Source organism: Neisseria perflava, assembly GCF_019334725.1.
GTDB classification, from domain to species: Bacteria; Pseudomonadota; Gammaproteobacteria; order Burkholderiales; family Neisseriaceae; genus Neisseria; species Neisseria subflava_A.
The window spans coordinates 2,109,874-2,135,257 of sequence record NZ_CP079818.1 but is presented as its reverse complement, the minus strand read 5'-3'; the positions used below and the strand labels follow the sequence as shown (position 1 = coordinate 2,135,257).

At 49.0% G+C, this 25,384-nt stretch carries 25 protein-coding genes; 6 read left to right on the top strand and 19 right to left on the bottom strand.

Going from position 1 to position 25,384, the window contains the following annotated elements:
- Positions 1-41: 41 nt before the first annotated feature.
- Positions 42-506, bottom strand: coding sequence for a universal stress protein (locus tag LPB400_RS10220; protein WP_003680896.1), 465 nt, complete (start codon positions 504-506; stop codon positions 42-44).
- A gap of 186 nt (positions 507-692) precedes the next feature.
- Here LPB400_RS10220 and LPB400_RS10215 point away from each other — a divergent pair, with 186 nt between their 5' ends.
- From LPB400_RS10215 to rpmG, 6 genes are all read left to right on the top strand, one after another.
- On the top strand, positions 693-1,469 hold the full coding sequence (locus LPB400_RS10215; protein WP_107697156.1) for a tRNA threonylcarbamoyladenosine dehydratase: 777 nt from the start codon (positions 693-695) through the stop codon (positions 1,467-1,469).
- Between the two features lie 10 nt (positions 1,470-1,479).
- Positions 1,480-1,947, top strand: coding sequence for a hypothetical protein (locus LPB400_RS10210; protein ID WP_107769168.1), 468 nt, complete (start codon positions 1,480-1,482; stop codon positions 1,945-1,947).
- A 92-nt stretch (positions 1,948-2,039) separates the two neighbouring features.
- Positions 2,040-2,936 (top strand): segregation and condensation protein A, encoded by an 897-nt coding sequence (locus tag LPB400_RS10205; protein WP_070460334.1) that lies wholly within the window; start codon positions 2,040-2,042, stop codon positions 2,934-2,936.
- Between the two features lies 1 nt (position 2,937).
- Positions 2,938-4,266, top strand: coding sequence for a branched-chain amino acid transport system II carrier protein (brnQ, locus tag LPB400_RS10200; RefSeq protein ID WP_070460332.1), 1,329 nt, complete (start codon positions 2,938-2,940; stop codon positions 4,264-4,266).
- 251 nt (positions 4,267-4,517) lie between these two features.
- Positions 4,518-4,751: a 50S ribosomal protein L28 gene (rpmB, locus tag LPB400_RS10195; RefSeq protein WP_002216391.1), complete on the top strand. Its 234-nt coding sequence runs from the start codon at positions 4,518-4,520 to the stop codon at positions 4,749-4,751.
- 30 nt (positions 4,752-4,781) lie between these two features.
- Positions 4,782-4,937, top strand: coding sequence for a 50S ribosomal protein L33 (gene rpmG, locus LPB400_RS10190; protein ID WP_003684373.1), 156 nt, complete (start codon positions 4,782-4,784; stop codon positions 4,935-4,937).
- 229 nt (positions 4,938-5,166) lie between these two features.
- Here the strand turns inward: rpmG and nqrM are convergent, their stop codons facing one another.
- The 18 genes from nqrM to LPB400_RS10100 all read right to left on the bottom strand — a co-directional run bounded on the left by nqrM (position 5,167) and on the right by LPB400_RS10100 (position 25,313).
- On the bottom strand, positions 5,167-5,388 hold the full coding sequence (gene nqrM / locus LPB400_RS10185; RefSeq protein ID WP_070460328.1) for a (Na+)-NQR maturation NqrM: 222 nt from the start codon (positions 5,386-5,388) through the stop codon (positions 5,167-5,169).
- Positions 5,389-5,405: 17 nt separating this feature from the next.
- On the bottom strand, positions 5,406-6,473 hold the full coding sequence (locus LPB400_RS10180) for an FAD:protein FMN transferase (RefSeq protein WP_083290029.1): 1,068 nt from the start codon (positions 6,471-6,473) through the stop codon (positions 5,406-5,408).
- A 132-nt stretch (positions 6,474-6,605) separates the two neighbouring features.
- Positions 6,606-7,823, bottom strand: coding sequence for an NADH:ubiquinone reductase (Na(+)-transporting) subunit F (nqrF, locus tag LPB400_RS10175; RefSeq protein WP_049323894.1), 1,218 nt, complete (start codon positions 7,821-7,823; stop codon positions 6,606-6,608).
- A 13-nt stretch (positions 7,824-7,836) separates the two neighbouring features.
- The gene (gene nqrE, locus LPB400_RS10170) at positions 7,837-8,430 is read right to left on the bottom strand and encodes an NADH:ubiquinone reductase (Na(+)-transporting) subunit E (RefSeq protein ID WP_003684365.1); all 594 of its coding nucleotides are present in this window, start codon (positions 8,428-8,430) and stop codon (positions 7,837-7,839) included.
- A 3-nt stretch (positions 8,431-8,433) separates the two neighbouring features.
- Positions 8,434-9,060 carry an NADH:ubiquinone reductase (Na(+)-transporting) subunit D gene (locus LPB400_RS10165; RefSeq protein ID WP_049352534.1) on the bottom strand — a complete coding sequence of 209 codons (627 nt, stop codon included), beginning with the start codon at positions 9,058-9,060 and terminating at the stop codon, positions 8,434-8,436.
- Positions 9,060-9,836 (bottom strand): Na(+)-translocating NADH-quinone reductase subunit C, encoded by a 777-nt coding sequence (locus LPB400_RS10160; RefSeq protein WP_070615830.1) that lies wholly within the window; start codon positions 9,834-9,836, stop codon positions 9,060-9,062. Before LPB400_RS10160 ends, LPB400_RS10165 begins: the two co-directional genes overlap by 1 nt.
- Positions 9,829-11,061 (bottom strand): NADH:ubiquinone reductase (Na(+)-transporting) subunit B, encoded by a 1,233-nt coding sequence (locus LPB400_RS10155; protein ID WP_219088901.1) that lies wholly within the window; start codon positions 11,059-11,061, stop codon positions 9,829-9,831. Before LPB400_RS10155 ends, LPB400_RS10160 begins: the two co-directional genes overlap by 8 nt.
- Before the next feature lie 2 nt (positions 11,062-11,063).
- Entirely contained in the window at positions 11,064-12,407 is a 1,344-nt protein-coding gene (locus LPB400_RS10150; RefSeq protein ID WP_219088899.1) for a Na(+)-translocating NADH-quinone reductase subunit A, read from the bottom strand.
- A gap of 337 nt (positions 12,408-12,744) precedes the next feature.
- A complete protein-coding gene (locus tag LPB400_RS10145; protein ID WP_219088889.1) occupies positions 12,745-14,163 on the bottom strand; it encodes a sodium:proton antiporter in 1,419 nt (472 codons plus the stop codon).
- A gap of 442 nt (positions 14,164-14,605) precedes the next feature.
- On the bottom strand, positions 14,606-14,965 hold the full coding sequence (locus LPB400_RS10140) for a YbaN family protein (protein WP_070824330.1): 360 nt from the start codon (positions 14,963-14,965) through the stop codon (positions 14,606-14,608).
- A gap of 14 nt (positions 14,966-14,979) precedes the next feature.
- Complete coding sequence (locus LPB400_RS10135) at positions 14,980-15,576, bottom strand: DUF1415 domain-containing protein (RefSeq protein WP_219088887.1); 597 nt, start codon at positions 15,574-15,576, stop codon at positions 14,980-14,982.
- 117 nt (positions 15,577-15,693) lie between these two features.
- Positions 15,694-16,176, bottom strand: a complete 483-nt coding sequence (locus LPB400_RS10130; protein ID WP_003684427.1) for an Lrp/AsnC family transcriptional regulator — start codon at positions 16,174-16,176, stop codon at positions 15,694-15,696.
- A gap of 402 nt (positions 16,177-16,578) precedes the next feature.
- Positions 16,579-17,052, bottom strand: a complete 474-nt coding sequence (locus LPB400_RS10125; RefSeq protein WP_219088885.1) for a pilin — start codon at positions 17,050-17,052, stop codon at positions 16,579-16,581.
- A 94-nt stretch (positions 17,053-17,146) separates the two neighbouring features.
- Positions 17,147-17,578 (bottom strand): pilin, encoded by a 432-nt coding sequence (locus LPB400_RS10120; protein WP_219088883.1) that lies wholly within the window; start codon positions 17,576-17,578, stop codon positions 17,147-17,149.
- A gap of 791 nt (positions 17,579-18,369) precedes the next feature.
- Positions 18,370-20,928: a [protein-PII] uridylyltransferase gene (gene glnD / locus LPB400_RS10115; RefSeq protein WP_219088881.1), complete on the bottom strand. Its 2,559-nt coding sequence runs from the start codon at positions 20,926-20,928 to the stop codon at positions 18,370-18,372.
- 19 nt (positions 20,929-20,947) lie between these two features.
- Complete coding sequence (locus LPB400_RS10110) at positions 20,948-21,244, bottom strand: helix-turn-helix domain-containing protein (RefSeq protein ID WP_003680870.1); 297 nt, start codon at positions 21,242-21,244, stop codon at positions 20,948-20,950.
- Positions 21,245-21,484: 240 nt separating this feature from the next.
- On the bottom strand, positions 21,485-22,492 hold the full coding sequence (locus LPB400_RS10105; protein ID WP_219088879.1) for an IS5 family transposase: 1,008 nt from the start codon (positions 22,490-22,492) through the stop codon (positions 21,485-21,487).
- Positions 22,493-22,583: 91 nt separating this feature from the next.
- A complete protein-coding gene (locus LPB400_RS10100) occupies positions 22,584-25,313 on the bottom strand; it encodes a lactoferrin/transferrin family TonB-dependent receptor (RefSeq protein WP_219088877.1) in 2,730 nt (909 codons plus the stop codon).
- Between the last annotated feature and the right edge of the window lie 71 nt (positions 25,314-25,384).

The following is a 25,384-nucleotide window of genomic DNA, read 5'->3' as shown; positions in this document are numbered from 1 at the left end:
AATATTCAGACGGCCTTTCGCTATTTTAAATCAATACTTGATTATGCTTCTTCGGCTTTGCTGCGGATAATCAGCAGAGGCAGGTGGCTTTGACGCATTACGGTCTCGGCGAAGCTGCCCATCAGCAGGTGCATCAGGCCGGTGCGGCCGTGTGTACCGAGTACCAGCAGGTCTGCACCGTTGTTGTCGGCGTAGTCAACCAAGTCTTGCGCCATTTCGCGCGCGCCTTTGTTGGCAACCAACAGGTGTTTTACGATGTTTTCAACGCCGCTTTCACGCGCTGTTTTTTCTGCGAAATCCAAAACTTCGTTACCTTGAGCCACTGCGGCGGCTTCGTAGCTTTCGTGTTGCAGGAATTCAGGAGCCAAAGCCATGTATTCGGCAGGGTTGGCAACGTGAACCAAAGTCAGTTGGGCTTTGTTGAGGCTTGCCAGTTCGGCGGCGTGTTTCAATGCATTGAGGGAGGTCTCGCTACCGTCAACGGCTACAACCAGATGTTTGTACATATTTATTCTCCTTTTGCGCCGAGTAGCGGCACTTTCGTTTAATATGAAATCAGAACTTGTCTGAATGTGAAACGATTATAAACTCTTTCGGGCAGGTACAACAGCCCATCTGCTTTCAAGTATAATATCGGTCCGATTCGCCTGTGGCGTTTTTCATTAATTTATTGATATATCACAAGGTTACTTATGCAGGACGCCGCTTTTCTTTCTTTGCGCCGCTTTGGCGGCATTGCCAGACTTTACGGAGACGAAGCACTGGCGCGCTTTTCGCGTGCGCATGTGTGCGTGGTCGGCGTTGGCGGCGTCGGCTCGTGGGCGGTGGAGGCGTTGGCGAGGAGCGGTATCGGTCGTTTAACGCTGATTGATTTGGACAATGTTGCCGAGTCCAATGTCAACCGTCAGTTGCACGCTTTGACCGATGATTTCGGTAAGGCAAAAGTTACCGCTTTGCGCGAACGCATTGCCCAAATCAATCCGCAATGCGAAGTGACGGAAATCGAAGATTTTGTTACCGAAGACAATCTGGACGAGCTTTTCAGACGGCCTATTGACTTCGTTATCGATGCCATTGACCAAATCCGTGTCAAAGCGGCTATGGCGGCGTATTTCGTGCAACATAAACAACCGTTTATTATCAGCGGCGGCGCGGGCGGACAGAAAAATCCGGCTTTGATTCAAACCGCCGATTTGAGCCGCGTTACCCACGATCCGCTGCTTTCCAATTTGCGCTATACCTTGCGCAAGCGCTACGGCTTCAGCCGCGATACCAAAGAAAAAATGCGCGTGCCTTGCGTTTATTCAACAGAGAATATTACGCCGCCGCAATCCGGCGAAGTGTGTTCGGCCGATGCCGCGCCGCAAGGTTTGTCCTGCGCGGGCTACGGCGCGAGTATGCTGGTGACGGCTTCGTTTGGGCTGTATTGTGCGCAGGCGGCGGTGGAGCATATCGCGGGGCGGAAGTGAGGGGTAGGGAATGGGTAAGAGCCGATTTTTTAAAGCCTACTTTATCGCCAGCCTGATTTATGCGGTATGGTTCGGTGTGTTGATGTATGCCGTCGATCCGATGTTTCTCGATGTGATGGAATGCAATACGTTGCCCGGCGATTATTTGTGTGTGCAAAGCGGTTATACCCGTCCATTCACCGCTTTTCTTTATCCGTTTCTGTCCGTCATGATATTCAGCCTGTTGCACGCCGGGATCATGAAATGGCGCAAACGCCGTTCGGTTAAAATGATTTGGTTTTTGGTAGGCTGCGAAAGTTTGCTACTGTTGGCTTTGATAGTGGCGATGCTTGCGAGGGATGGTTTTGTGTTGTCCCGCGATATTAGCTCGGTACTGACGGGTACAGTTTTCGCCAGTCTGCCGCTGTGGGGTATGGCCTTGGCCCAGACCTTTGCCGTCGCCATTGTTTCTTTGCAAATCAATCGTAAAAAACGCTGATTTTTATATTAAAAACGGGTTGTCCCCGTTTCAGACGGCCTTTTGTTGATGAAACTTCTTACTAAACTTAAAAAGAAAAAGACCCTTTAACCATGCCTTCAGAACACCTTATTTCTTCCACTGCCGCAACGCCGTCTGAACATACCGTTGCGTGGGTGTTCGGTCAGCCTGTCACCGATGTGCCGCAGGATTTGTTTATTCCGCCTGATGCGTTGAAGGTGGTATTGAGCAGCTTCCAAGGACCGTTGGATTTGCTGCTGTACCTTATCCGCAAGCAGAATATCGATGTCCTCGATATTCCGATGGTGAAGATTACCGAGCAGTATCTGCACTATATTGCCCAAATGGAAGCGTATCAGTTTGATTTGGCGGCGGAATACCTGCTGATGGCGGCGATGTTGATTGAAATTAAATCGCGCCTGCTGTTGCCGCGTCCTGAAGAAGTTGAGGATGAAGAGGCGGATCCGCGTGCCGAGTTGGTGCGCCGTCTGTTGGCTTACGAACAGATGAAACTGGCGGCTCAGGGTTTGGATGCGTTGCCGCGTGCCGGACGTGATTTTGCTTGGGCGTATCTGCCGTTGGAAATTGCGGTCGAAGCGAAGTTGCCGGAAGTGTACGTTGCCGATTTGACGCAGGCTTGGTTGGGTATTTTGTCGCGTGCCAAGCATACGTGCAGTCATGAAGTGGTGCGGGAAACCATTTCTGTTCGTGCGCAGATGACAGCGATTTTGCGTCGTTTGAACGAAAGCGGTATCAGCAAGTTCAGCGATTTGTTTAAACCGGAGCAGGGCGCGACATATGTGGTGGTCAATTTTATTGCATTGCTGGAATTGGCTAAAGAAGGCTTGGTGCGTATCGTGCAGCCTGAAAATTATGGTGAAATCGAAATCAGCCTGAAAGACGGTTTGGAAACAAACGAAGCCGAAATGTTTTCAGACGGCCTTGAAGCCGATGAAACCGATAACGAAAATTTGAAAAAAGAGAACTAAAATGAATTCGACGACAAGTCATAACAAAGCTTCTTTATGGGCGGTGGGCTTAATGCTGTTTGCCCTGTTTTTTGGGGCAGGGAACCTGATTTTTCCTGCTTTTTTGGGACAGCAGGCCGGTGATAACTGGCTTTCGGCCATGTTCGGCTTTTTGCTGACGGGCGCAGGTTTGCCATTGTTGGGCGTGATTGCCGTCGGCTATTCCGGCTCGCGCGATGTGGAAGCATTGGCCTCCCGTGTTGCGCCTTGGTACGGCGTGACTTTTGCTACCGCGCTTTATCTGGCAATCGGCCCTCTGTTTGCCATGCCGCGTACGGCGACAGTATCTTTTGAAACCGCGATTTCCCCTTTCATTGATGAATCTTGGAAAAGCATCGCATTGGCAGTATTCAGCCTGGTGTTTTTCGGCATTACTTATTGGCTGTCGATTTCTCCGGGGAAGCTGGTTGACCGTATCGGTAAAATTCTCACGCCTGTTTTGTTGCTGTCAATTGCGATATTGGTCGGCTATGCCGCCATTAACCCGATGGGCGTGCCGCAGGCGGCGCAAGGCGATTTTGTCACTCATCCGTTGGTTAAAGGCATTTTGGAAGGCTATGGCACCATGGACGCGCTGGCTTCGCTGGTGTTTGCCATTATAGTCATTGATGCCGTTCGCGCCATGGGCGTGGACAACCGCGCGGACTTGCTGAAGACAACGACGATTTCCGGTGTGTTGGCGGCTTCTTGTTTGGCAGTAGTTTACCTGTTTATTGGCTATATGGGCGCGACAGGTGTGGCCGGTATCGGCTTGCAGGAAAATGGCGCGTCGGTTTTGTCTAAAACTGCACAACACTATTTCGGTACGGCCGGTATTGTGCTGCTTGGCGTTATGGTGCTGCTTGCCTGTCTGAGTACGGCGGTTGGCTTGATTACTTCATGTGCCGAATATTTCAACCGTCTTTGCCCGGGTATTTCTTATAAAACCTTTGTAATACTGAATACGGTGGTGTCTATTCTGTTGGCCAACAAAGGCCTGTCAGCGATTTTGCAGTTTTCCATCCCTATGTTGATGCTGTTGTATCCGCTGACCATCGTCATCATTCTGCTGGCTTTGACAGATAAATTGTTTGGCGGCGGCCGTATTGTCTATTTCTGCACCATGATGGCGGCTCTTGTGGTCGGTTTGCTCGATGCCTATAAGGCCGCGTTTGGATTTGATGCCGATACCGCTGCTGCCATCGAGCGCGCATTGCCGTTTTACAATATCGGTTTAGGGTGGGTTGTTCCCTCTTTAGCCTGCTTTATACTCGGTTGCATTTTGAATGCGGCGTTGAAGAAAAAAGCATGACGATAAAACAGGCCGTCTGAAATGTTCAGACGGCCTGTTTATTTCGCCGACCACGCAAACGACAGATGATTTTTTTAAAGAAATCCGTTATAATTGAAAAGTTAAGGCTTTGCGAAATACCGTTTCGCAGATGCAACATATTGAGAAGATTTATTTCCATAAATCCCGTTTTTTCGGCAAACGACTTGAACTGAAGGCGGATTTCGTGGTATAAATCGCGTTTTACTATTTTAGAAGTTTGGAGACTAACCATGGCACGAGTTTGCAAAGTGACCGGTAAGCGCCCGATGTCTGGCAATAACGTATCACACGCCAACAACAAAACCAAACGTCGTTTTTTGCCTAACTTGCAATCACGTCGTTTCTGGGTAGAAAGTGAAAACCGCTGGGTTCGCCTGCGCGTTTCTAACGCTGCATTGCGCACCATCGATAAAGTAGGCATTGATGTCGTATTGGCTGATTTGCGTGCTCGCGGCGAAGCTTAATTTAAACACCATTAATTAAGGATTACTGCAATGCGCGATAAAATCAAACTGGAGTCCAGTGCTGGTACTGGTCACTTTTACACAACTACTAAAAACAAACGTACTATGCCTGGCAAACTGGAAATCAAAAAATTTGACCCAGTAGCCCGTAAACACGTTATTTACAAAGAAACTAAATTGAAATAATCCGGTTTCTTCCAAGAAAAAGCTCCTGTTTTGCAGGAGCTTTTCTTTTTATTTTCTGATTGGTTTTTGGGGGGCTTGTTTCAAATGTGTATGCAAGATATTTTTGGATTGCTTTGTAAGGAGGCAAAATAAAAGAGCGTGTATCCATTGGGATTACGCTCTTTTATTTTTCAGACGGCCTGATAGAGGATAAGCTGCCTTAAATCGCTAATAAACATTCAACAACGACTTAATGATCGACCTTGATGCCTTGGTCGTCGGAATGTTGTTTTTTATCCAGCTCTTTTTGCAAGGTATCGCATGGCGTGTCGCAATCGCACATTTTTTTCATGCCGAGAGAGGAAATGCCGCCGCAGCTGCCTTTGATGGTGCGTTTGGAGAAGATATAGCCGACTGCCATGCCAAGGATGACAATGATAAAAATGCCGAAAGTGAGGAGGAGGGTTTTCATGTGTGTATTCCTGAAGGTTAGTTTAATAATTTCTTGAATGCGCTGGACATTTTAGTATGGTAGCCGCCTTGCGGGGTCCGGATGATAAGGAAAACGGCGAGATTTTCTTGCTCGGCAAGTTTAAGTGCTTCAGTTTCTCCGAGGACGAACAATCCGGTGGAAAGGCCGTCTGCAAGTGTGGCGTTTTCTGCTACTACGCTGATGGAAGCAAGGTTGTGGCTGATGGGTTGTTTGGTTTTAGGGTTGATGATATGGGAAAGGCGGCGGCCTGACTTATCGACATGGAAAATGCGGTAGTCGCCGGATGTGGCCAGTGATTTATTGTCCAATGGAATGGTGATTTGAGTGGCGCCGCCTTGAACGATATTGGGCTGCTCGATGCCGATACGCCAAGGATTGCCTTGTGCATTGTGGCCTTTGCCATGTAACTCGCCTCCGATTTCTACCAAATAATTGCCGATATTGAGTTTTTCAAGTTCGGCGGCGGTTTTATCCACGCCAAAACCTTTGGCGATGGAGGATAGGTCTAAATAGACTTCGGGATGGGTTTTGGCGAGTGTAGGCTGCTGACCATCTTGGGAAAGTTTGAGTTTGTCCGTACCGACCATTTCTGAAGCATGTTGGATTTCTTGTGCAGTCGGTTCGTGCGTGATTTCTTTTTGCGGGCCGAATCCCCAAAGGTTGACCAAAGGGCCGACGGTTACGTCCAGTGCGCCGTGCGTCAATTTGTTTAAACGCAAGGCTTCGCCGGTTACATAGGCAAAGTCTTGGGAAATGGGCATGGCCTGATTGACGGTGCGCAGCTGGTTGAATTGGCTGATTTCGGAATCGGTCTGGTAGGTAGACATTTGCCGGTTGACTTCTTTAAGCGCGTCATCAATGCGTTTTTGTATTTCGGCGGGGGAGGGGAGTTTGTCTTGACCATCTGAAAGGTATTTGACGGTATAGGTAGTGCCCATGGTCTCGCCTTGCAGGGTGATGGTTTGTTGTTTTTCAGGTTGGCAGGCAGAGAGCGTGAGTGCGGAAACGATGGCAACGGTGTAGCCGATTATCGGACGGTAAAACGAATTGGAAAGAAACGGCATAGGGGATTCGCGGATTATTTTTTGAAGCCTTTATTGTATCGTAAAAGAAAGGTTCAGGCCGTCTGAAAGTATGGTTTTCAGACGACCTGGCAATAAAAAAGGAAGAAACCGAAGTTTCTTCCTTTTTGTTTGTTAGCCGCCGAAATCGTCCAAGAGGATGTTTTCGTCTTCCACGCCCAAATCTTTGAGCATTTTGATCACGGACTGGTTCATGATCGGAGGGCCACACATATAGAATTCGCAGTCTTCCGGTGCTTCATGGTTTTTCAGGTGGTTTTCGTAAACTACGTTGTGAATGAAGCCTGTGTAACCATCCCAGTTGTCTTCAGGCAATGGGTCGGACAGGGCAACGTGCCATGTGAAGTTCGGGAATTCTGCTGCGAGTTGGTCGAAGTCTTCGACATAGAACATCTCGCGTTTAGAACGTGCACCATACCAGAAGGTAATCTTACGTTTGGAGTTCAAACGTTTCAGCTGGTCGAAAATGTGGGAACGCATCGGAGCCATACCCGCACCACCGCCGATAAATACCATTTCGGCATCGGTATCTTTGGCAAAGAATTCGCCAAATGGACCGGAAATCGTTACTTTATCACCGGCTTTAAGCGACCAGATATAAGACGACATTTGTCCTGGAGGCGCATCAGGTACGCGTGGAGGAGGCGTAGCGATACGCACGTTCAGCATGATGATGCCTTTTTCTTCAGGGTATGAAGCCATAGAGTAGGCACGCAAAATCGGCTCGTCCACTTTGGAAACATATTGCCACAGATTGTATTTGTCCCAGTCTTCGTGATATTCCTTAGGAATGTCGAAGTCTTTGTAGGCAACAGTGTGAGGAGGGGCTTCAATTTGGATGTAGCCACCGGCGCGGAAAGGAACTTCTTCGCCTTCGGGAATGGCAAGCTTGAGTTCTTTAATGAACGTTGCTTTGTTGTCATTGGAGATGACAGTACATTCCCATTTTTTCACGCCGAATACTTCTTCCGGTACTTCGATGTCCATGTCGGTTTTAACGTTGACCTGACAAGACAGACGGCAGCCTTCGCGCGCTTCGCGTTTGCTGATGTGGGACAACTCGGTTGGCAGAATGTCGCCGCCGCCGCTTTTTACGATAACGCGGCACTGGCCGCATGAGCCGCCACCACCGCAGGCGGAAGGAACGAAGATGCCTTGGCTGGCAAGCGCACCCAGCAGTTTACCGCCGGCAGGCATCGTCAGCTCTTTTTCATTATTGACTTTGATGGTGATGTCGCCTTCGCTCACCAACTTGGATTTGGCAAACAGAATCATCAGTGCCAAAACCAAGACGATGAGGGTAAACATCACGATACCTAGAATAATCTCCATGCCGATTCCTTTCTTATAACTGGATGCCGGAGAACGACATAAACGCCATTGCCATCAGGCCAGCGGCGATAAAGGTAATGCCCAAGCCTTTGAGGCCTTTAGGGACATCCGAATATTTCATTTTTTCGGTAATGCCCGCCAAAGCGACAATAGCCAAAAGCCAGCCCAGACCTGCACCGAAACCGTATACAACGGACTCGCCGAAGTTGTATTCGCGTTGCGCCATAAACGATACGGCACCGAAAATCGCGCAGTTTACGGTAATCAGGGGCAGGTAGATACCCAATGCGTTGTAGAGGGCAGGGACGAATTTATCCAAGAACATTTCCAAAATCTGCACCAAAGCGGCAATCACGCCGATGAAGGTGATGAATTTCAGGAAGGTCAGGTCCACACCTTCAACCAGCGCGCCGTCTTTCAACAGCGAGTAAACAAGTTGGTTGGCTGGGACGGACAGGCCGAGTACGAAAGTTACGGCCACGCCCAAACCGAATGCGGTGGATACTTTTTTAGATACCGCCAAAAATGTACACATCCCCAAGAAGAAGGACAGTGCCATGTTTTCCAGAAAGACGGATTTTACAAAGAGGCTTAAGTAATGTTCCATGTGTTATTTCTCCGCCTGTTCAGGTTTCCAAGTGCGCAGACCCCATACCAAGAAGCCGATGATGAAGAACGCGCTAGGGGCGAGCAGGAACAAGCCGTTGGTTTGATACCAGCCGCCATCTTGTACGGTTTGGAAAATGGTGTAGCCAAAAAGCTTGCCTGAGCCGATCAGTTCGCGGATGGTGGCGATGATGATCAGCATCATGCCGTAACCTGCGCCGTTGCCGATACCGTCAACCAAGCTTTCCAAAGGAGGCTCTTTCATGGCGAATGCTTCGGCGCGGCCCATTACGATACAGTTGGTAATAATCAGGCCGACGAATACGGACAGCTGCTTGGACAGCTCATAAGCAAAGGCTTGGAGCAGTTGGTCAACCAGCGTTACCAAGGAAGCAACAATCGCCATTTGCACAATAATACGGATGCTATTAGGGATGTAGTTGCGTACCAATGAGATGAAAAAGCTGGAAAAACCGGTTACCAAACTCACGGAAATACCCATCACGATGGCCGTCTGAAGTTTGGTGGTAACCGCCAAAGCCGAACAAATACCCAAAACCTGCAAAGCAATCGGGTTGTTGTCGATAAAGGGTGAAAACATCAAATGTTTCAAGCGTTTCATGTCAGCCATTATTGTGCTCCTGCTGATTTCAATTTGTTCAGGTAGGGGATATAGCCGTTTTCGCCGAACCAGTAGTCGAACGAACCTTGCACACCTTTAGACGTCAGCGATGCGCCGGAGAGGGCATCTACGCCGTGTTCTTTGTCTGAGCTTGCTCCTTTGCCGACATGCAGGGCAAATTTGCCTTGTTCGTCAAACAGTTTTTTGCCGACGAATTTTTTTTGCCACAGAGGGTTGCCGATTTCGCCGCCCAAACCCGGGGTTTCACCTTGGTCGTAGTAGGTAATGCCGTTGATGGTGTTGCCGTCAGGTTGAATGGCGACAAAACCGTACATGACAGACCACAAACCGTTGCCGTGCATAGGCAGGATGATTTGGCTGACTTTGCCGTCTTCGCCTTTTACCAAGTAAACCTCAGTGTATTTGGCACGGCTTTTGATGCCTGCCAAATCGTCTTCAGGTTTGATTTGGATGCTTTGGGCAGGGTCTTTGCCGGCAACGCGTGCGCTGAAGTCTTTAGGCGCATCGGCGACGTATTCGCCGGTTGCCAAATCCACGACACGTTGCTCGATACGCTCGGCAAAGGTTTTGCTGATGTCAGTGTTTTTATCCATCAAACCGGCTACGCTCAAGATATAGCCTTGTTTGTCTTGGAGCTTTTGTTTCTCTTGGATGGGTTTTAAGCCGACGACCGCACCAGCAACGATGATGGAACAAATCAGGCTGACAACCAATACCACAATCAGCGTGCCGCTGAAGCTGTCTTTATCGAATTTCTTAGCCATTGCTGCGCGCCTTTCTGCGTTTGATGTTCGCTTGTGCAACGAAATAGTCGAAAATCGGGGCAAACAGGTTGGCAAACAGAATCGCCAACATCATGCCTTCGGGGTAAGCAGGGTTGACCACGCGGATCAACACGCACATCACACCGATAAGCGCGCCGTACCACCATTTGCCGACATTGGTAAAGGAAGCGGAAACCGGGTCGGTCGCCATAAACAGCATACCGATGGCGAAGCCGCCGACTACCAAGTGCCAGTACCAAGGCATGGAGAACATGGCGTTGGTGTCTGAACCGATGAAGTTAAACAGAGAAGACATGGCAATCATACCGATCATCACACCGGCAATAATGCGCCAAGAGGCAATACGGGTGAACACGATAAACGCGCCGCCGATTAAGAGCGCCAAAGTGGACACTTCGCCGATTGAGCCGGGTACATTACCGATAAACGCATCCATCCAAGAAATGTTTTGACCGGTTACAGCGTTTTTCAGGCCGTCTGCACCGTGTGCCGCCCATTGCGCCAAAGCAGTGGCACCGGAATAGCCGTCAACCGCAGTCCAAATGGTATCGCCGGTAATATTGGCAGGGTAGGCGAAGAACAGGAACGCACGGCCTGCAAGAGCAGGGTTCATGAAGTTTTTGCCTGTACCGCCGAATACTTCTTTCGCAACCACAACGCCGAAAGAAATACCCAAAGCCGCTTGCCACAAAGGCAGGGTGGGGGGAACGATCAAAGCAAACAGAATCGAAGTCACGAAGAAACCTTCGTTGATTTCGTGTTTGCGTACGGATGCGAACAAAACTTCCCAGAAGCCGCCCACGACAAATACAGTCGCGTAAATCGGCAGGAAGAAAATCGCGCCGAAGAGCATTTTGCCCAACACACCCGCTTCAGACGACATATTGATGCCCAAAGCGTTGGCAAGGGCGTAATGCCAGTCGTTGGCGATATTTTGTTGCAGCAAATCAGGCGTTAACGCACCGAATGCCTGTACGCCGACGTTGTACATACCGTAGAACATGGCAGGGAACAAAGCCAGCCACACCAAGATCATCATGCGCTTGGAGTCGAGCGCATCGCGGACGTGGGCCGCTTTGAGCGTTACCGCGCCGGATGTATAGAAAATCGTCGCCGCAGCTTCGTAGAGGGCATACCATTTTTCATGTTTGCCGCCCGGCAGGAAGTGCGGTTCGATTTTTTCAAGAAAATGTTTCAAGCCCATAATCAGCCTTCCTTCTCAATGGTTTCCAGCACCTTGCGCAACAGCGGGCCGTATTCGTATTTGCCCGGGCAGACGAAGCTGCACAAAGCGAGGTCTTCTTCGTCCAATTCCAAGCAACCCAGTGCCTGAGCGCTGTCGGTATCGCCGACGATTAAATCGCGCAAGAGCAGGGTAGGCAGGATATCCAACGGCATCACGCGCTCGTAAGTGCCGATCGGTACCATGGCGCGGTCGCCGCCGTTGACGGCTGTGTTGAACTTGAAGAGTTTGTTTTTCAGGAAATGGCCGAGGGTTGTGCGCGTGATGGAGTATTTGTCCGGTTGTGGCGCAACCCAGCCGAACAGCTCTTTGCTGCGGCCTTCTTCGATAACCGAAATCTGATTGTGGTAGCGGCCGAGGTAATCGTGCGCGCCTTGTGCAATCGCGCCGTTCAATACTGAGCCGGAAATCACGCGGTTGTCTGCATCAACCAATTCGCCCGCAGTAATTTGCGATACTTTCGCACCCAAAACGGTACGCAAGAGGCGCGGTTTGTTGACTTGAGAGCCACCCAAGGCAATCACGCGCTCGGTGTCCAGACGGCCTGTTGCAAACAAACGGCCAATGGCAATCACATCTTGATAATTGATGGTCCAAACGGTTTTGTTCGCACCGACTGGCTCGATGAAATGAATGTGCGTGCCACTCAAACCGGCAGGATGCGGACCGCCGAATTCATGTGTTTCGATGTTGGCAGCGTTTTCAGACGGCACATCTGCGCCGGCTGCTTTACATACATGGATTTTACGCTCGGTCAGGCGGCTTAATACCAACAGGCCGCGTTTGAAGTCCTCGGCGGCTTCTTTGATAATGACCGTAGGGTCGGCAGCCAGCGGATTGGTGTCCATCGCATTGACGAAGATGGCGAACGACTCGGCATCGACGGCAGGGATTTTGCTGAACGGACGGGTGCGCAGCGCAGTCCACAAACCGGATTGAATCAGGTTGCGGCGCACTTCTTCGCTGCTCAATTTTGCCAGCGCTTCAGGTGCGTAGCGTTCGAACTCGATTTCGTCGTTGCCTTCAACGGCAATCACGACTGACTGAAGTACGCGCTTTTCGCCACGGTGAATCGCGGCAATTTTGCCTGAAGCCGGGGCAGTAAATACTACGCCCGGATTCTTTTTGTCTTCAAACAGCACTTGGCCTTTTTTGACGGCTTCGCCTTCCTTGATTTTCATCGAGGGGCGCATGCCGACATATTCTTCGCCAAGCAACGCGACTTCGGTAATGGCCGGGCCGTCATAAATGACTTGCTCCGGTCTGCCCGCGATAGGCAGGTCTAAGCCTTTTTTTATCTTAATCATAAGGATGCGTTACTTTTTGGTGGGTTGAGATTCGGATGTCGGATTGTTTTTTCAGACGGCATGTAATGCTTTGAAACAAAGGATGGGCCGTCTGAAAAAAGCAGAGGTTTGCTATAAAAACAACGAATAAACGCAAACAACAAAGCTTTAGATTTTATCAGGTATGGGCTGCTTTATGTCAGTTTTACGCTTATTTTTACGGGAAAAGTGGGAAAAAAGTAGGAATGTGTAATCGAGTGTTAAGGGGAATAAATTTTAACTGATTGATATTTAAATGCTATATTTGATGATATAGCTGAAAATAAAAGGCCGTCTGAAATTCAGACGGCCTCTAAGTTTAAAAGAGCTGCCAAACGAAGAAAATCATCGTATGCAGGGCAAACAGCGGTACCAATACAATTACCGACCATGCCATATAGCCGAAGAAGGAAGGCATCGGCACGCCGCGTTGTTCGGCAATAGCTTTGACCATGAAGTTCGGTGCATTACCGATATAAGTGAGCGCGCCCATAAATACGGAACCCATGGATACTGCCAGCAGCGAATGGAACAGATGGCCTGTCATCAAAGCTTGGGCATCGCCACCGGCCATATTGAAGAACACCAAATAAGTCGGCGCGTTATCCAAGAATGCCGACAACAAACCGCTCATCCAGAAATACATCACATTAATCGGATTGCCTGCCGCGTCGTGAACCAAAGAAACAACAGAAGCCAATGCGCCTGTTTCACCAGCTTTCAAAATCGCCAAGACGGGGGAAATGGTAATGAAAATACCCAAAAACAGTTTGCCCACTTCGGCAATCGGCTCGAAGTTGAACTCATTGCCTGCGCGTACCTGTTTGGGCGTAATAATCCAAGATACGGCGGTCAAAGCCAGCAAAATGCCATCGCGCATCAGGTTTTGCAAGGCGTAATGGCTGCCCAAGATTTCAAAGCCCGGATGATTTGGTTTCCACAAGCCGGACAATAAAACCGCGCCGACAACACCGGCCAGCAACAGGAAATTCCATTTGCCGTAGATTTTGACTTTTTCTTCTTTATCGGAAGGAGCGGGAGCAAGGTGTTCGCTTTGTTCACGGTTGAAGTGTCGGCTGTCGATGATGTAGAAAACGGCCAGCAAAATCACAGAACTAATCAATACAGGCATCAGCATGTGTTTGACCGTCCACATGAAATCTACGCCTTTCAGAAAGCCTAAGAACAAAGGAGGATCGCCTAAAGGAGTCAGACCGCCGCCGATATTCGCCACCAAGAAAATGAAGAAAATCACGATGTGAACGCGGTAGTGGCGTTTATGGTTGGCCTTCAAAAGCGGACGAATCATCAACATCGCCGCGCCTGTCGTCCCCATAATGGACGACAAAGCCGTACCGACTGCCAACAGGGTTGTGTTCAATTTGGGCGAGCCGTGCAAATCGCCGCTGACAAAAATACCGCCTGAAATGGTATAGAGCGCCAAAAGCAGCAGGATAAAGGGGATATATTCTTCAACCAACGCATGGGCAACGGTATGCACGCCTGCTCCGAAACCAAAGGTTACGATAAACGGCGTTAAAAACAGCAGTGTCCAAAACGCTGTAATTTTGCCGAAGTGGTGGTGCCAAATACGGGAGAAAAACAGAGGTCCGAGTGCAATGGACAAGAGAATAAGTGCAAACGGCAGACCCCAAAGCAGGCTTGCGGATGAGCCGTCAAAATCGGATGCCGCAGCAGGAAAGGCGGCAAGAAGCAGTAAAAATAAGAGAGAGCGCATAGTATTTCCTTTTTATTCTGTTGCGCCGTTAGAAACTTCGTTGAGAAAGCACGGCGGTGAAATATTCAGGCCGTTTGAAAATATCCAGACGAACTGCGCGGTTGTGCCAGGGGAAAGTATAACGCAAAGCAAGTGTTAAGGGACGGTTTAGAGTGTTGGAATCTAAAGAAATGTTGATACAAATAAAGAAATAAAAGCGATGGGCGTAGTTGGAAGTAGTAAAAAAATGTTTTTGAAACAGGAGTTTAAAATATCGAAAATAATACTATCGAAAAAATACTTTAAATTAATTTTAGCTAAAATTTACATTTGATTGAATACATGGAGGCCGTCTGAAAAATGAGGGTTGAATAGGGTGTTTTGGTTCTTACTGATTGTTTTTATGGATAAATTAGGTATGAAAATAAAAAACAGGTGAGCGAAAATGCCCACCTGTTTTATTTTATGCCTCCGGCCGTAACCACATCCACACTGCCACGCAGCTACAGAAGATTGATGATACGGCACCAATCCACCAGCGTTCTGGAAATTGCCAAAACATAAACAGGCAAGAAAGGGCCATCATGCCGATAGCGAAGAACTTTGCCTTGCGCGGCACGGCGCCGTTGTTTTCCCAGTTCTGTATGATAGGGCCGAAATGGCGGTGATGATACAGCCAATTGTGAAAGCGCGGAGAAGCTTTTGCCCAGCAGGCGGCGGTCAATAAAATGAAAGGCGTAGTTGGCAGTAATGGCAGGAAAATGCCGATAATGCCTAAGACGAGCGACAATGCGCCGCAAAAAATCAATAAATAGCGAACCATCTTCCCATCACCAATTATTTGTTTTCAGACGGCTTGTGATGTGGAAATGGACAACGCGGAATGTCTAATTTATCCCAGCCCTCATGCCCCATTTTTTCCAGCAGCGCGATATTGCGGTCGAAAATTGCCGAGGCATCGGGAAATGCTTCAGCTGCTTTGGCAATACTGTCTTCACGAATCAAGTGCAAAGTCGGATAGGGCGAGCGGTTGGTGTAGTTGCTGATGTCGTCAGCTTCCGTGCCTTCAAATTGAAAATCGGGATGGAACGGCGCAATTTGGACAATGCCTTCCAATTCGTTTTCTACAACGGCATCGTCGGCAATTTCCAGCATTTGGTTGAAGGTTTCAAAATCAGGGAACAGCGTTGGATGAACCAGTAAAGTGGTTTCCAATTCCGAAGCGGGCGTATTGCCCAGAAGCTGCAATTCACGATCCAAGTCTTCAAGGAAACCATCCAAATGACGGGCTTCGCTGACAACGATGCGAACTAGGTTTTTAACGTGCGGCGCTTTGGCAAACGGGCAGAGATTCAGGCCGATAACGGCTTTTTCCAACCATTGTTTGGTATGTTCTGAAACAGTATTGATATCGAGATGGGCGGTGTCAGTCATAGTAAAAGCTTATGTGAATTATTCTTAAAAAGTATACAAGTGTATGGACGTGAAAGCAAACCATTGGAATTTAAAAGGCCGTCTGAACAACAGACGGCCTTTATCAGTTTCAAATCATCAATCCTGAACTAAATGAACCAAAGGCAGAGCAGTCGTGTTTTTAATTTCTTTCAACACAAAACTTGATTGCGCATCTTGCACGCCGTGGTGCGAAAGTAGCGTGTCCAAAACAAAATGGGAAAACGCGTTCATATCGGTAAAAAAGGCATGGAGCAGATAGTCGGTTTCACCCGTTAAAGCAAAGCAGCTCAATACTTCCGGCCAAGCGCGGACAGATTCGGAAAAATCCTCACGCGCATCTTTTGCCTTGCTAATTGAAACACGGATAAAAGCCTGCAAACCCAAGCCCAAAGATACAGGAGAAAGCTGGGCCGCGTATTTTTGAATAATGCCCGCATCTTCAAGCTGTTTGAGACGGCGCAGGCAGGGAGAAGGGGAGAGCGCCACCTTTTCAGAAAGCTCAACATTGCTCAACCGCCCATTTTCCTGCAAAACCTGCAGAATCTTTAAATCCGTTTTATCCAAGTTTAGATGAGGCATGATGGTTCTCCCAGTGTCGATAATATATGTTTTGAAAATGAAAAATGCTTAAAAATAAAGACTTGCATGGTTAAATTATATATTGAGTTCAGATGTGCGACAAATTGTCTTATCAGGGGTGTTGCGAATTTGTTTTATGTAGTTGTGAAAAGATGAAGGCCGTCTGAAACTAATCAAGACCAAAGTTTTATGTCATATTAGGATTGGATATAAAGAGGCCGTCTGAAAATGATTTCAGACGGCATTTATTTTCGTAATGTGATCATTCAGGCTCTTAAGGACCTTGTTTTGGAGAGTTTTGTTCTTTTGCTTTGTTCGCTTTCCGCGTTTGTATTTGGCTTTGTTTGGGGTGTTTTCTTTGCAATGTATTTGTGTGTTTTTCTTAGGGTATATGCTTGGTTCTTATCCGTGTGAGTTGTCACGGCACATGGCGGGAACCATCATCGGATCCAGTGTTCCGCCGCATTGCCAGTTAAACAACCAAGTCGAGTCATTGTTAATTCGATAAGGGGTCAGGGTCAGGACTTTGCCTTTGTTTTGGCCTTTATCGAAAGGAATGCTGATTTTGCCTGTATCTGCTTCTACCGTTACGCCACCGTTTTGGATGTATGTGCCGCCGATGCGTTGAGCGGTAACGCCGATTGTGCCTTGTTTGCTGACATCCTCTGCATTGGGCAGGCGGTTATTTACCGCTGAAGCGATGCTGATTTCGGTTTTCAGGTCATCGGCAAGGTATAGTGCTTCGGAGGCTTGCGCCCTGCCGATATAGTTTTGGTAAGTGGGTATGGCGACAACAACCAGAATACCGAGGATGGCGATCACTATCATCAGCTCAATCAGGGTAAAACCTTTTTGGGCTTGAAATGGGGTATTCATTTGAGTGTATCGTTTTTAAGTTTTTTTATTTTTATAAAGCAAATCCCATAATTGCCTTATGGGATTTGCTTTTATTTAGACTGCAATACCAATATTAGCGGCAGTTAGCAGGAACGTGTTTGGTTTCACCACCAGTAGATTTACATTTCCAAGTGATAGGAAACTCAGGTTTTTCTTGGTTAGGGGTCAGAGTAAAGACAGGCTGTTTACTAGCACCAGTATTTTGAGTAGTTACTGTAATTACACCAGTTTTAGGTGTAATTACAATGCTTTTAACGTAATCGGTACCTTTAGTAGGAAAAGTATAACCAGTATTAGTAGCAGTAACCTTATCTAAACCACCTAAAGCTGCAGAAGTTTCTGCTACAGCCAACTTGGCAGGCTCAGCTAAGCTCAGACCTTCTGAAATTTTAGCGCGGATGGTGTAGTCTTGGTATGCAGGCAGAGCGATTACGGCCAGAATGCCCAAGATGGCGATGACGATCATCAATTCGATCAGGGTAAAACCTTTTTGGATTGCTTTCATTGTTTAAAACTCCAGTTTGAAAGTGTGAATAATTGTGTTTAAGTAAAAAGTCCGTAATGTGCTTGGCACTATGTATTATGAGTAAACCATAAGTAAGAAGGAATATACAGCTTCCGTCGGGCTTGCTGCTTTGAGGCTTGGGCCTTATCGGATGTGTTGTTACAAGCAGTCTGTGTGCCAAGTGCGCAAAACTGATTAAAAATTTTATTTTTTATTTTTTATTCATTGTTTTTATTGGGATTATTTTTTAATTTTTAGATTTTGTGAGGTTTTGTTTGAAAGTTTCAGGATTTTAGGGAAATTAGGGGGTTGACGTTTTTTGTCAGTTTTGTGTTTTTTGTGACAGAGAGTGTGTGCAAGTTTGGTCATGTGACGTTTTTTGTCAGAAATTTGGCTTGGTTAATAATATGTTAATTGATTTAGATGGGCGGTGTTTTTATGGATTAATCGGTGGGTTTAATATTTTGTGATTTTATTTTTTTGTTTTTTATGGGTTTTATTTTGGATGCGTATTTTGTTTGAATACGGATAAGGAGAAAATTTGGAAGGAAGGATTTTTGAAGAGGATTTGGCGTAATAGGTGAATGAAATTTTGTTATTGGAATTATATTCATTTGGGTTATGATTTTGGTATGTAGTTTTATGTCAGAAGGAAGTTCTGGTTTCGAATTTTAAGGCTTTGGATTCCTTGAGTGTTTTAAAAGGGTATATTCAGGATGTTTATATTTTTGAGTGTGATTAGGGTGAGCAAAAAATGCTCACCCTATGTTTTTAAGATGTTCAGACGGCCTTTATGGGGTCAAGACTTCGATCAATGCCTGTTTTAGGGTATTTTGGGTTTGTGGGTCTTGTAGGGATGGGCTGTAGGTGATGAAGCTGTCCTCAATGCGCTGATCCAAGGTGGTAATTTTGGCGTAGCGCAGGCTGATGTTGTGTGCGAAGAAGGTCTCGGCGATGTCGGCGAGGAGGTGGGGGCGGTTGACGGCGGTGATGTCTATGGTGTGCCAGCCGGGATAATCTTCTTCGGGGGTGATGATTACGGTAGGCGGAATGGGGATGTGGCGGATGCGGCGGCTGATGTGCGGGCGGCCGCTTTGTTTTTGGACGGTGGTATTGCCGTGGATGAAGCTGTTGAGTTCGGCTTCAAGTGCGCTTTGGCGGTCGGGATATTCTTCGGGCGGGAGATTGTCGGGGAGTTGCAGGATAAAGGTGTCAAGGATGTAGTCGTGCTCGGTGATGAAGGCGCGGGCGGCTTGGATGTCGAAGCGGTGGCTGCTGAAAATGCGGCAGAGGCGTGCGAAGAGGCGGTCGCCATTGGGCATGAACACCATGACTTGAAGGCTGTTGCTTTGGGGAAGGATGCGGCTGCGGACGGCCGGACTTTGGGTGTCGTAGGCGAGGTTTGCGGTGTGCCAGAGGATTTCCCGCGTTTGATGGCGAACGTAGTATGCGCTGCCGAGGATGCGGCGGAGTTTTTGTTGGTTTTTGAGGGGAACGGCCGCGCGCGTGAGCTGATCGGTCGAGGCTTGTTCGCGTCGGTTGGGGAGGCGTTCGGGATCGTGGTGTTTGCTGTTTAAAACGGCGGCGGTGCTGTGGTAGAGGGTTTGGAGTAGGCTGGCGCGCCATGTGTTCCAAAGTTTGGGGTTGGTGCCGCGGATGTCGGCAATGGTAAGCAGGTAGAGTGCGTCGAGGTATTCGCGTGTGGGAATACGGCGGCAGAAGGCTTGGAGGACGTGCGGGTCTTGGATGTCTTCTTTTTGGGCAACGGTGGACATGAGCAGGTGGTTTTCAACCAGCCATGCGAGGAGGTGGCTTTCTTCTTCGGTGTAGTAGTGGTCGGCGGCGAATTGTTGTGCGTCTTTGATGCCTTCTTTGGCGTGATCGCCGCCGCGGCCTTTGGCAATGTCGTGCAGCAGGGCGGCGGTGTAGAGGATGTGCGGTCGTGGGTAGGCCTGCATGATGGCGCTGGCCTCGGGCATTTCGTGGCTGTGGGTTTCGATGGCGAGACGGCGCATATTGCGGACGACGGTCAGGATGTGGTCGTCTACGGGGTAAATATGGAAGAGGTCGTGTTGGAGCAGGCCGGTGATTTTTTCCCAGGCGGGGAGATAGCGGCCAAGTACACCGTAGAGGTTGAGAAAACGGAGGGTTTGGGTGAGGCCGGTGCCGTGTTTGAAGAATTGGATGAAGCGGAGGCGGTTTTCTGGATTTTGGGTGAAACGGGCGTTGATTTTCCGTGTGGCCGCCCACCATGCGCGCAGGGTTTGCGGCTCGATGGTGATGATGTTTTGCTCCTGCATGGTTTGGATGATAGTGAAGATGTGTTCGGGATTTTGCTCGAACAGGGCAAGGTCGTTGGCGGCGATTTGGTGGCCGATGCGTTTGTAGTGGTTGTCGATGGAGTGAATGTGCTGGAGGCGGCCGGGGGTTTGATGGTTTTTGAGAATCGGAATGAGGATGCCGTTGAGTTGTTTGATGGCTTTGGTGGCGCGGTAGAAGGTGTGCATCAGGGCTTCGCTTCTGCCGCGGATGTCGGGTTGGGTATAGCCTAAGCTTTCGGCAACTTGGGACTGGTAGTCGAAAAGCAGCCTGTCTTCGGGGCGGTCGGCGGTAAGGTGGAGGTGAATGCGGATGTTGGCGAGGCGGCGGTAGCCGTGGGCCAGCATGCCGGCTTCGGCGCGGGTGAGGACGCCGGCGGTAACGAGGGCGGTGGGGTTGCTGTCTATGCCTTGTGCTTTGGCTGTCCAAATCAGGGTGTGGATGTCGCGCAGGCCGCCGGGGCAGGTTTTGATGTTGGGTTCGAGTTGTGCGCCTGTGCCTTGGGATTTGGTGTGGCGTTGCTCCATTTCGAGGAGTTTGGCTTCGATGAAGGCAGCTGTGTTGCGGCGTGTGTTGAGTTTGTTTAGAAGTTGGGCGGTAAGGTTGGGATTGCCTTGTAGATGGCGTGCTTCAAGAAAGGCGGTTTCGCCGGTAATGTCGTTTTGGGTGCTTTGGAGGATTTCTTCTATGCTACCGCTTTTGATGGCGGGATTGAGGCGTGCGTCCCAAAGGGTTTGGATAAATTGGGCGGTTTGCTGTTGCAGGCCGTCTGAAAATGGGGTAGAGGAAATAATCGCTAAATCCCAGTCGGAATGGGGATAGAGTTCGCAACGCCCGAAGCCGCCGATGGCAATCAGACTGATGTCGTCGCTGTCGGGAAAGTGGATTTGCCAGAGGGTTTGCAGTAGGGTTTCGGCAGCGGCGATATGGTCGCGGAAGTAAGCGGTAGGGCGGTTGTTTTGGCGGTAGGCGGCTTCTGCTGCGGCTTTTTGCTGCCGGTAGGTTTGGATGGCTTGTTGGGCGGCGGTCATGATGGTGTCTGGCTGTGAATTAGGCTTGGGTGTCGGCAGGCTCGGTCATTTGGCGGAGCATTTCTTGCGGCGGAAGGAGAAGTTTGTAAGGGGCGATTTTGAGTGCGGATGCGATTTTTTCGATGTTGGAAAGGGCGATGTTCCAGCGTTTGCGCTCGACGGCGGAGACGTAGGTACGGTCGAGTCCGCATTGGCGTGCGAGTTCTTCTTGCGACCAGCCGTGGTTGACGCGGTAGAGGCGCATGTTGTAAGCGATAACGGCACGGAGGTCTTGCGGATCGGGCAGGCTTGGAGGGGGAGTGAGTTTGTTGACCATGGTATTTTGAGTTTGTGGTTTGAACGATAAGGAGATTTTATACTATTTTTGTGAGGGGAAAGGAAAGGCCGTCTGAAAGTTTTCAGACGGCCTGAGACCTTTGCAAAATTCCTTTTCCCCCGACAGCCGAAATCCAAACACAGGTTTTCGTTTATTTCCGCTCCTAATTACTCCTGATTTTACCCAAATACCCCCTTAATCCCCCTTGGATACCTGATAATCAGGCATCCGGGCCGCCTTTTAGGCGGCAACAGGCACACTTAGCCTGTTGGCGGCTTTCAAAAGGTTCAAACACATCGCCTTCAGATGGCTTTTTGCACTCACTTTGAGCAGCCCGAAATAGGCTGCCCGCGCATAGCGGAATTTACGGTGCAGCGTACCGAAGCTCTGTTCGACCACATAACGGGTTTTCGACAAATATCGGTTGCGTTTGGTTTGCGCTTCCGACAGCGGATGTTTGCGGTGGGCTTTGCGCATAATACCGTCCTGCAGCCGATGCTCTTTCAGATGTTGCCGGTTTTCCTTACTGTCGTAGCCTTTGTCGGCATAGACGGTCGTACCTTTGGATAGGCCTTCCAACAAAGGCAACAGGTGTTTGCATTCATGGGCATTGGCAGGGGTAATGTGCAGTTTCTCAATATAGCCTTCCGCATCGGTACGGGTATGTTGTTTGTAACCGAGTTTGTAGAGGCCGTTTTTCTTTATCCAACGGGCATCGCTGTCTTTACTCGGTGTGGTTTGGCCGCTGACTTGTCCTTCTTCATCGACTTCTATGGCCTGACGCTGTTTGCTGCCGGCAGTCTGAATAATGGTGGCGTCAACGACGGCAGCAGATGCTTTCTCTACTTTTAGGCCTTTTTCGGTCAGTTGTCGGTTAATCAGTCCCAGCAATTCGGACAGGGTGTCGTCTTGCACCAGCCAATTGCGGTAGCGGCATAAGGTGCTGTAATCGGGGATGCTCAGTTCGTCAAAACGGCAAAACAGGTTGAAATCAATGTGGGTGATGAGGCTGTGTTCAAGTTCGGGATCGGAGAGGCTGTGCCATTGTCCGAGCAGGACGGCTTTGAACATGGACAACAGGGGATAGGCGGGACGGCCGCTGTGGTCTCGAAGGTAACGGGTTTTTTGACGATTCAGGTATTGTTCGATCGGTTGCCAATCAATCACCTGATCCAACTTCAATAGTGGAAAGCGGTCGATGTGTTTGGTAATCATAGCTTGCGCGGTTTGCTGGAAGAAGGTACTCATGAAAAATCCCCTAAATGTCTTGGTGGGAATTTAGGGGATTTTGGGGAATTTTGCAAAGGTCTCCTATTGCCTTGATGCACGGTTGCTTAGGTTAAAACTTCATCTCCAAAGTCAGGGTGTAATTTCGTCCCGGTGCGGCGTAGCGGTTATACCTGCCGACATTATTGTGCCTATTGACCGCTCCTTCGGCAGTCTGCCTTACAGACTCCCAAGTGGTATACCGGTAGTTGAAGAGGTTATACACGCCTGCGCGCAGGGTCAGGTGTTTCTTGATATTGTAATATCCGGAAACATCCGTAACATGCCAAGGCCGCGTCCGCCGTGATGCTGCTTTTTTAGCATTGGCATTACCGTTCAACAGCGCCTGGCTGCCTAGCAGTTCGTCAACAGATTTTGCCTTGGAATAAGTAAACATCGTATTGATACCCCATATTCCGTCAGGATGGTCGTAACCCAAACCCAATACATATCGTGAAGGTTGGACGGCATCAAAGAGATATGAAGTTACAAACGTCCTGTCGGCGCGTATATCGGCATCTTTGACCTTGATGCGGTTATAGGCAAGCGTGGAATACAACCCGTCCGGCAACCCGCCCCATACACCGTGCCAATCGATTTTACCCAAAATATTGATACCGGCTATCCGTGCATTTTGAGCATTTCGATATCCGGGGTCGCCAGAAGCCGAAGTTTGCCCGTTTTGAGTTCGGGTTTCATAACCGAATGCAATCAGGTCGCGATAAGCATTGTTGAAATAGCTGGCTTCCAAATTGCCGAAGTCCCCTTTAAATACAATACCTGTCTCTCTATTAAAGGATTTTTCCGGTTTCAGATCCAACGTTTTCAAAGACTCCCCGGCTCTCCAGCCGTACATTTCGGCAAACGACGGTAGACGGAAGCCCGTAGAAGCGCGATAAGTCAAATCCATCCAGGTGAAAGGCTTGAGGACTACGCCTGCGTTCCAAGAAAGGTTGCGGTGAGTGCCGGTAGAGACACTCTTATCTTCCGAATGCGTACTGCGATAATCGTAACGTATGCCTGCTCCGACATCCGCCCACCTGCCCAAACGAACATTGTCTTGAACGGCTGCATAATAACCGTTGCCGCCGATATTCCTCGGTGTGCAGTCTGTATAGGTGTTATTGCCGAAACGGCATATCGGCGATGTATTGACCGTGGTCTTGCCGATAGACACCCAATACGGTTTGCCTTGGCTTCCGTTGGGTGACTGCGCCCCTTCCGGGATTTTCGATCCATATGCCTGAACTGCGTTTTGAAGATAATAATCGCTGTGGGACAATTGCGACTTAAAGCGGTCGTACCCTAGATTGATACTCAAATTGTGACGGATTTTGGCCGTATCAAATGCCTTTTTAAATACTGCTTGGAACAGGTTTCGGCTTTCTTCATAAATCATCCGGTCGGATTTATAGAAGGAATACGGTTTATTGCCGTCGGGACGGCAATTTTTATCCGAACCGTCGTGAGAGCAATGCGTCTGCTGCAAACGGTTGTCCAAATCTATACCTTGCCGGTCATAAGAAAGTCGGGCGTAATCGGCCCAGGTATCCTTGTCAGCATTATGGTAAACATATTCGACCCCGTACCGGTTTTTAGTATGGCGTTCATCATAAAACACGCCGGTACCGTAACCGATACCCTGCAATGTACCGCCCTCTCCCTGAACAAACAGCCTTTCGGCCTTATTATTGCCCGAATATTTGCCAAAGCCGCTCGGCGTACCGTTTCTCCGGACACTTTCATTCAGATCGGCCTCGGTAAAATAGGCAGGAACAGTCATATCCCGTGTATCAAAGGTCTGCTGCGTACGTTCAAGAACGGCTCCGACATAATGGCGGTTGTCCAAATGCCAACCCGGTCGGAACAGCCATGATTGGCTGCCATACTCAAGCGGGTCCGCAAGGAAGCGGCTGGGGCCGGTATAATCCTGCGTGCTGACGGTTTTGCGCTCATCTTTGGCCAAAGCATCTTTTTTCGCATTGTCTTTACAGGCCGCATATCCATTGGAACATTCCTCTTCGACAATGAAATTTGCGTACGGATGGGTATCCTCGACCGGCATCAGCCGGTTGAAACTCTGCACACCTTTACCAGCATCTTTATGCGCATGGATTTCCTGCCCCCGCCGTTCAGTATAAATAAGGAGGGCTTCCGCGCCGCCGCTGCGTCCTGCAAGCGCAAGGGACTGTGTCAGGGCATGGTCTTTTCCAGAATAGGCAGTTTTACTCTGAATGCCCCACTGTTTTCCCTCTCCGATAATGTCGGCTGCGGTTTTGGTTTGAAATGCGACCGAACCTGCCAATGCGCCGTTTCCGTATTCTGATGAATTCGAACCCTTGCTGATTTCAACGGCCTTAACGTTTTCATACTCAATTTCATTGATTGCGCCGCTGCTGCCCGCCGTCCTCGTCCCACCCAATGCCGCCTGCGCGGTGTAGGACTGTATTTGCGAAACGCCGTCTACCGTTAAGGAAACGCGGTTTTTATCCATGCCGCGTATTGAATAGCCGGAACTTGCGCCCCGACCCTGTTCGACCACGGCAATACCCGGATCGTAACGGGTCAGGTCTCGGATATTCAAAACCTGTTCTTTACTTAGCGTCTCGGAAGATTTGACCAGCTTGCCCAGCCCGGTTACTTCGTTATCACGGCGGGTTTTCTGTTTTTTCGCATTGACCTGCACGGTATCGAGCTGCTTTTCCCACACTTGTCCAGACGGTAAAACATCCGCATAAGCAGGCAGCGCAGTCATCAGCGACAGGCATAAAATATTTAATCGGAACAAATGTTGCTGTTTCATATCATTTCTCTACTTACTGCCTTCAGACGGCATTTAAAACCGATATGCCGTCTGAAGAACTTTCCTCTGTC